The 6,302-nt window shown below is 63.2% G+C and carries 7 protein-coding genes; 2 read left to right on the forward strand and 5 right to left on the reverse strand.

Going from position 1 to position 6,302, the window contains the following annotated elements:
* Nucleotides 1–162: 162 nt before the first annotated feature.
* From ACEW8G_RS06555 to ACEW8G_RS06575, 5 genes are read right to left on the reverse strand one after another with little or no spacing between them, the layout of a single operon-like run.
* Nucleotides 163–945 carry a ParA family protein gene (locus tag ACEW8G_RS06555; protein WP_373487633.1) on the reverse strand — a complete coding sequence of 261 codons (783 nt, stop codon included), beginning with the start codon at nt 943–945 and terminating at the stop codon, nt 163–165.
* A 23-nt stretch (nt 946–968) separates the two neighbouring features.
* A complete protein-coding gene (gene rsmG, locus ACEW8G_RS06560) occupies nt 969–1,649 on the reverse strand; it encodes a 16S rRNA (guanine(527)-N(7))-methyltransferase RsmG (RefSeq protein WP_373487634.1) in 681 nt (226 codons plus the stop codon).
* Between the two features lie 4 nt (nt 1,650–1,653).
* On the reverse strand, nt 1,654–3,498 hold the full coding sequence (mnmG, locus tag ACEW8G_RS06565; protein WP_373487635.1) for a tRNA uridine-5-carboxymethylaminomethyl(34) synthesis enzyme MnmG: 1,845 nt from the start codon (nt 3,496–3,498) through the stop codon (nt 1,654–1,656).
* Between the two features lie 51 nt (nt 3,499–3,549).
* On the reverse strand, nt 3,550–4,851 hold the full coding sequence (gene mnmE / locus ACEW8G_RS06570; protein WP_373487636.1) for a tRNA uridine-5-carboxymethylaminomethyl(34) synthesis GTPase MnmE: 1,302 nt from the start codon (nt 4,849–4,851) through the stop codon (nt 3,550–3,552).
* Between the two features lie 13 nt (nt 4,852–4,864).
* Nucleotides 4,865–5,119, reverse strand: a complete 255-nt coding sequence (locus tag ACEW8G_RS06575) for a DUF6489 family protein (protein WP_373487637.1) — start codon at nt 5,117–5,119, stop codon at nt 4,865–4,867.
* Between the two features lie 116 nt (nt 5,120–5,235).
* Here ACEW8G_RS06575 and ACEW8G_RS06580 point away from each other — a divergent pair, with 116 nt between their 5' ends.
* Both ACEW8G_RS06580 and ACEW8G_RS06585 read left to right on the forward strand, forming a co-directional pair.
* Nucleotides 5,236–5,946 carry a dienelactone hydrolase family protein gene (locus ACEW8G_RS06580; RefSeq protein WP_373487638.1) on the forward strand — a complete coding sequence of 237 codons (711 nt, stop codon included), beginning with the start codon at nt 5,236–5,238 and terminating at the stop codon, nt 5,944–5,946.
* The coding region (locus ACEW8G_RS06585) for a nuclear transport factor 2 family protein (RefSeq protein WP_373487639.1) at nt 5,943–6,302 on the forward strand (360 nt) is incomplete at its 3' end. The genes ACEW8G_RS06580 and ACEW8G_RS06585, both read left to right, overlap by 4 nt.

A 6,302-nucleotide genomic window follows, 5' to 3' on the forward strand; every position in this document is an offset into this window, starting at 1 on the left:
CGGTGACGGATGCTGCGCCATTGGCGGGCGTTGCAGCCTGCACCAGCGGCTCCTCGCGCACCGCCTCGCCTAGCAGCGCGTTGAGGCCCCGGCCAAGGCCTGTGGGGCGTCTGCGGCCAATGGCCTTGGTCATGTCGGTGAGTTCGGTCCGGTCATCAGACATCAGGCGGCTTCCTCAAGCTTGGGCATGCGTGTGATAAACTCGCGCGCCAACGCGATATAGGCCTCTGACCCCACGCAACGGTGATCGTAAATCAGCGCGGGCAGGCCGTGGCTCGGTGCTTCGGACAGGCGCACGTTGCGCGGGATGACGGTATCAAACACCAGCCTGCCCAGCACCGCGCGCACATCATCCGACACCTGATCGGTCAGTCGGTTGCGCCGGTCATACATCGTCAGCACCACGCCGATAATCGACAGATCACGATTGAACCGTTGCTGCACCCGTTCGACCGTTTGCAGCAACTGACTCAACCCTTCGAGCGCAAAGAATTCGCATTGCAGCGGCACCAGCACCTTGTCTGTCGCAACCAGGGCATTGAGCGTGAGCAGACCGAGCGACGGCGGGCAGTCGATCAGGCACACCTGCCAGCGCCCGCGCACATCGGCATCCATCGCCATCTTCATGCGGTGGGTGCGATGGTCAAGATCAACCAGCTCGATCTCTGCGCCCGACAGGTCAACCGTCGCCGGCACGATGTCGAGCCCGGGAATCTGCGTCGGCACCGCGCATTGCGCCAGCGACGCGCCATCGGTGAGCAGGTCATAGCTCGAATATTCGCGGTCATTGCGCGCAATCCCCAGGCCGGTCGAGGCATTGCCCTGTGGGTCGAGATCGATCAGCAGCACCGACATGCCGCTCGCCGCCAGCGCCGTGGCAAGATTGATCGCGGTGGTGGTCTTGCCCACCCCGCCCTTCTGATTGGCCACAGCAATTCGGATCATGTCATGCTCCTTCGCCCGCGCGATCATGCGTGCCTGCGCTTTGGCCTTGCGCCTTTCGGTTCGGTGACACCGATGCGGCCCTTGCCGACGAGAATCGCCGCATCGCTATCAGTGATGCTGGGTTCCACGTGAAACATATCGTGCCACGGCGCGCCAACGCTTTCCAGTTCCGCGCGCGCATTTCTGCCCTTGGGTAGCAGCCATACCGTTTTATCTGTGGAAAAGCGTGCCGCACCTTCGATAAGACGCGGCAGCGGCGCAAAGGCGCGCGCCGAAATGAAATCGGCGGCAGTGGGCTTAACACGGTTAAGCGGCATCCCTGCGACCTCAACCCGATCCTTCAGCCCGAATCGCGCGATGGCGCGTTCAAGATAGGCAATGCGCAACGCGCGCGATTCGATGAGCACCACCCGGCATGGCGCGAGCAACGCGATGATAAGGCCAGGAAACCCTGCCCCGCTGCCCAGATCTATCCATAATGATACGGCCGACGGTTGGGCAAAGCGCAGCAACTGTGCACTGTCGACAATGTGCCGCTGCCAGATTGAGTCGATTGTCGAAGCTGCAATCAGGTTTTGCAGCGCCGCCTCCTCGGTCACGAAGCGCGCGAATGCGTCCAGCTCCGCGATTGTTTCACGTGAAACACACAGGGCGTCCTGAAGCCATTCCTGTGCTTCCACCTCGGTACGCACCAACTTTGTCATGTGATCATGCAGCGCGGCGCCGCGCATGGACAAGGATTGCGGCCAGCGCGGCAGGTGTCACGCCCCGAATCCGCCCGGCCTCGGCCAGCGACTCGGGTTGCGCGAGGCTGAGCCGCTCGACCATCTCGTTCGACAGCCCGGCAATCGCGCCATACTCAATATCGGCCCCCAGCGCGACTTGCTCACTGGCACGCAGGTCGCGCAACTCTGCCGCCTGACGCGCAAGATAGGGCGCGTAGACCGCGTCTTCCTCGATTTCATCAACGAGGTCCGCCGGGAGCGCGTCGCCATCCAGCAAGGGCGCAAGCGACGCCAGCGTCACAGCCGGATAGCGCAGCCAGTCGTACAGGCTCTGTCGAGCGCCATCGGCCTTAACCGGCAGGCCGAGCGCGGTGAGTTCGCTGCAGCTTGCCTTCTGCTCAAGACGGGCGCGCATGTCCGCCTTGGCGGCGCTGCGTGTTTCGAACCAATTGCGCCGCGCATCACCCACACAGCCCGCCGCGATCGCCATTCCGGTCAAGCGGTCGCTGGCATTGTTGGCGCGCAACCGCAGCCGGTATTCGGCGCGCGCGGTAAGCATCCGATAGGGCTCGGTCACCCCCTGCAATACCAGATCATCGATCATCACCGCCAGATAGCTGTTGGCACGATCAGGCAACGTGATGGCGCGGTCCAGCACCATCGCTGCCGCCGACAGCCCGGCGATCAGCCCCTGCGCCGCCGCCTCCTCATAGCCAGTGGTGCCATTGATCTGCCCCGCGCAATACAGGCCCTGGATCGCGCGCAACTGTAGACGATGGTCGAGCGCACGGGGATCGATATGATCGTACTCGACCGCATAGCCCGGCACGACGATCTCGGCGCGCTTGAGCCCCGCCATCGAGCGCACAAAATCAAGCTGCACATCGGTGGGCAGCGAGGTCGAAATGCCGTTGGGATAAACCAGCACGCTGTCCAGCCCCTCGGGTTCGAGAAACACCTGATGACCATCGCGGTCGCCAAAGCGGTGAATCTTGTCCTCAATCGACGGGCAATAGCGCGGGCCCTGCGCGCCAATCGCGCCGCTGAACAGCGGTGAGCGATTCAGGTTGGCGCGGATAATGTCGTGCGTTTGGCTGTTGGTGCGAGTGATCGCGCAGAACAGCTGCGGCACCGTACGGCGCACCGTCAACGGCGACATGGTCCAGCTGCCATCGTCGCTTGGCTGTTCCTCAAGCACCGCCCAGTCGATGGTGCGCCCGTCGATCCGTGGAGGCGTGCCCGTCTTGAGGCGCGCCATCGGCAGCGCGGCATCGCGCAGCTGCTGTGCCAGCAAGGTCGCACCGGGTTCGCCCACCCTGCCCCCGGTCAGCCGCTCTTCCCCGCGATACAGCCGTCCACCGAGGAAGGTGCCGGTGGCGAGTATCACGGCTGGCGCTGTGAGCATGGTGCTATCGGCAAGCACGACGCCCGATACCCGGTCGCCTTCCAAGATCAGCTCGGCCACCTCACCCTCAACGATCGTCAGACCCGGCTGCGCATCGAGCATCGCCTGCACCGCAGCCTTGTACAGCACCCGATCCGCCTGCACCCGGGGCCCCTGCACCGCGCTGCCCTTGGAGATGTTCAGCATCCGGTAGTGGATCGCAGCAGCATCGGCGGCGCGCGCGATCAGCCCGTCAAAGGCGTCAACTTCGCGCACCAGATGGCCCTTGCCGAGGCCTCCGATTGCCGGATTGCACGACATCGCACCGATCGATTCGCGCGAGAAACTGACCAATGCCACACGCGCACCCATGCGCGCGGCAACCGCCGCCGCCTCGCACCCGGCATGCCCGCCGCCCACAACAATGACATCAAACCCGCTCATAGCGCAGCGCATAGCGCAAATGCGGGATTCGGTCGAGTGGCGACGGCGGCGCTACTTGCCGATGCAGAAGCGCCCGAACAAGGTATCAAGCATGTCCTCAACATGGCTATGGCCGAGCAGGCTGTCGATCGCCGCGCGGGCCTGACGCAACGCCTCGGCGCGAATCAGCGGATCGGACTGGCCAGCGGCATCATGCAATGAAACGCCACACTGGCTGATCAGGCGATGCTGGCGGGCATTGAGCGCGAGGTCCTCTGGCGCAGGAAGCAGTTGGCGGGCGGACGCTACCAGATCAGCGATGAGTGCGTCGATTCCCTCACCGGTCAGCGCGGATACTAGATGCCGCGCCACGTCTGCCGTTTCACGTGAAACATCAGCCCGATCAACCTTCGCCGCGATTTGCCAAACTGCGGGATGCTGCGGAATCCCGTCAGGAACGCCAAGCCACAGCACGATATCGGCGGTAGCAATCGCATCCTGCGCACGGGCAATGCCAATGGCTTCGATTCCATCGCCGTGGTCGTCACGCAAACCGGCGGTGTCGCTGAACACGAACGGCACGCCATCATAGGCCACCGGCACCGCGATGATGTCACGCGTTGTGCCCGCGATATCGGAAACGATGGCCGCGTCGCGCTGCACCAGTGCGTTGAGCAAGGTTGATTTGCCCGCATTGGGCGGACCGGCGAGCACCACACGGATGCCATCCTTCAACCTCTCGGCATGCGGTCTTGCCAGCACCGCATCGATCTCAGCCGCAAGCTCCAACGTCAAAACGCGCAGCGTTTCATCCGCACCGGTATCAACGTCATCCTCATCGGAAAAATCGAGTTCGGCCTCCACCATTGCGGACAGGCGTAGCACCGCCTCACGCCAACGGTTTGCCAGCCGCGACAAGTGCCCGCTTGCCATCCGCAATGCCGCCACCCGCTGCGCCTCGGTCTCCGCAAGCAGCAGATCGCCCAGCCCTTCGGCTTCGGCCAGGTCAATCCGGCCATTGCTGAATGCGCGGCGGGTAAACTCGCCTGGCTCCGCCATCCGTAGCCCCGGCATATTGGCAAGCGCGGTTTCCACCGCCCGCACCACCGCCCGCCCACCATGCAGGTGAAGTTCCACGAGGTCCTCACCCGTCGCTGTCGCAGGACCAGCGAACCAGATCACCACTGCACGGTCCAGCAAGCGCCCATCGGCCGGATCGCGCAGCGATCTTAGCGCTGCCTGCCGCTCGGACGGCAGCGCACCAGTCAGCGTCGCCAGCGTTTGCTTCGCCAGAGACCCGCTGATCCGTATGGTGGCAATCGCCGCCGGTGGCGCGCCGCTCGACAGCGCGAAAATCGTGTCACCGCTCGGCATGGGAGTGAAGTGGTCAATCGCCCTTTTTGGGCTTGCCCGCTGCGCCTGCTGCTGCGGCTTCCATGATCTGCTGGAAGAAGCGCAGGCCCATCTCGCCCATCGGCGCGATATTCTTGGCCATGGTCTGCAGCTGGTCGACGTTGCTGGTGCCCTTCATCGCATTGACCACGCCATCGACGTAGGTCTTGTTGACGTCCGATACATCGGGCAAGCCCAGAAAGCGGCGCATCTCTTCCGGGGAGCAATCGACTTCAACATTCACTTTCATGACAGACATCCTCTTGTCGCGTGTAGGCCCCCAAGCCCCGAATTCGCGCTTATCAGCATCCGCAAAGTGGTTATAAACACGGTGTAAATCAATCGAATTGATGAAGGACAGGCATAATGGGTGCGATGTACAGCGTAGCGACGTTCGAAGGCGATGCTCATTTTCAGGCTTATGTGGCGCAGCCCGATGGCAGCCCCAAGGCAGCAATCATCGTCATTCAGGAGATTTTCGGCATCAATCCCGGCATCCGGCAGAAATGCGATGGCTGGGCAGCCAAAGGGTATCTCGCGGTCGCGCCCGATCTGTTCTGGCGGATCAAGCCGGGCATCGAACTCGACGCCGATGTTGAAGCCGAGCTGCAGGAAGCGTTCGGCTATTTCGGCCAATATGATCCGACCGACGGGGTGAAAGATATCGAGGCGACGATCCGGACAATCCGCGCCGGCATCGGCGGCTTGCCCGGCGTCGCCAAGGTTGGCGCGGTGGGCTACTGCCTGGGCGGCAAGCTCGCCTATATGGTCGCGGCGCGCACCGATATCGATGCCAGCGTTGGCTATTATGGCGTGATGATTGACCAGATGCTGGGCGAATCGCACGCCATCGCCAATCCGCTGTTGCTCCACATCCCCACTGCCGACCACCTTGTCGGGCCCGAAGCGCAAGCGGCAGTCCACGCCGGGCTTGGTGATCATCCGCGCGTGACGTTGCATGATTACGAAGGGCTCGACCACGGCTTTGCCGCTGAACACGGCGCGCGGCGCAATGAAGCAGGTGCCCAGCTTGCCGATGGCCGCACCGAAGCGTTCTTCGCCGAGCATCTGGCATGAGCGAGCATCCCGGCGTCGCTGCCTGGCACGCCTATATGCAGGGCGGATCGCAGCCCGAGGCATTGCAGGCGATGCTCGCCGATGATGCTGTATTCCACTCGCCTGTGGTCCACACCCCGCAGGCGGGCAAAGCGAAGGTTTTTGTCTATCTCCACGCCGCCTCCCATGTGCTGGGCAACGACAGCTTCACCTATGAGCGCGAGCTGGTCGATGGCAACCAGGCGATGCTGGAATTTGCCTGCACGGTGGATGGCATCCACATCAACGGCGTCGATATCATCCGCTGGAACGATGCCGGGCTGATCGAGGACTTCAAGGTCATGGTCCGGCCGCTCAAGGCGATGAACATGCTGTGG

Source organism: Blastomonas sp., assembly GCF_041747255.1.
Classification (GTDB): Bacteria; Pseudomonadota; Alphaproteobacteria; order Sphingomonadales; family Sphingomonadaceae; genus Blastomonas.

Bases quoted from the DNA above. Each gene is read 5' to 3' on its own strand.
- ACEW8G_RS06555 (WP_373487633.1), bottom strand. From the start codon at position 945: ATGATCCGAATTGCTGTGGCCAATCAGAAGGGCGGGGTGGGCAAGACC.
- rsmG (WP_373487634.1), bottom strand. From the start codon at position 1,649: ATGACAAAGTTGGTGCGTACCGAGGTGGAAGCACAGGAATGGCTTCAG.
- mnmG (WP_373487635.1), bottom strand. From the start codon at position 3,498: ATGAGCGGGTTTGATGTCATTGTTGTGGGCGGCGGGCATGCCGGGTGC.
- mnmE (WP_373487636.1), bottom strand. From the start codon at position 4,851: ATGCCGAGCGGTGACACGATTTTCGCGCTGTCGAGCGGCGCGCCACCG.
- ACEW8G_RS06575 (WP_373487637.1), bottom strand. From the start codon at position 5,119: ATGAAAGTGAATGTTGAAGTCGATTGCTCCCCGGAAGAGATGCGCCGC.
- ACEW8G_RS06580 (WP_373487638.1), top strand. From the start codon at position 5,236: ATGGGTGCGATGTACAGCGTAGCGACGTTCGAAGGCGATGCTCATTTT.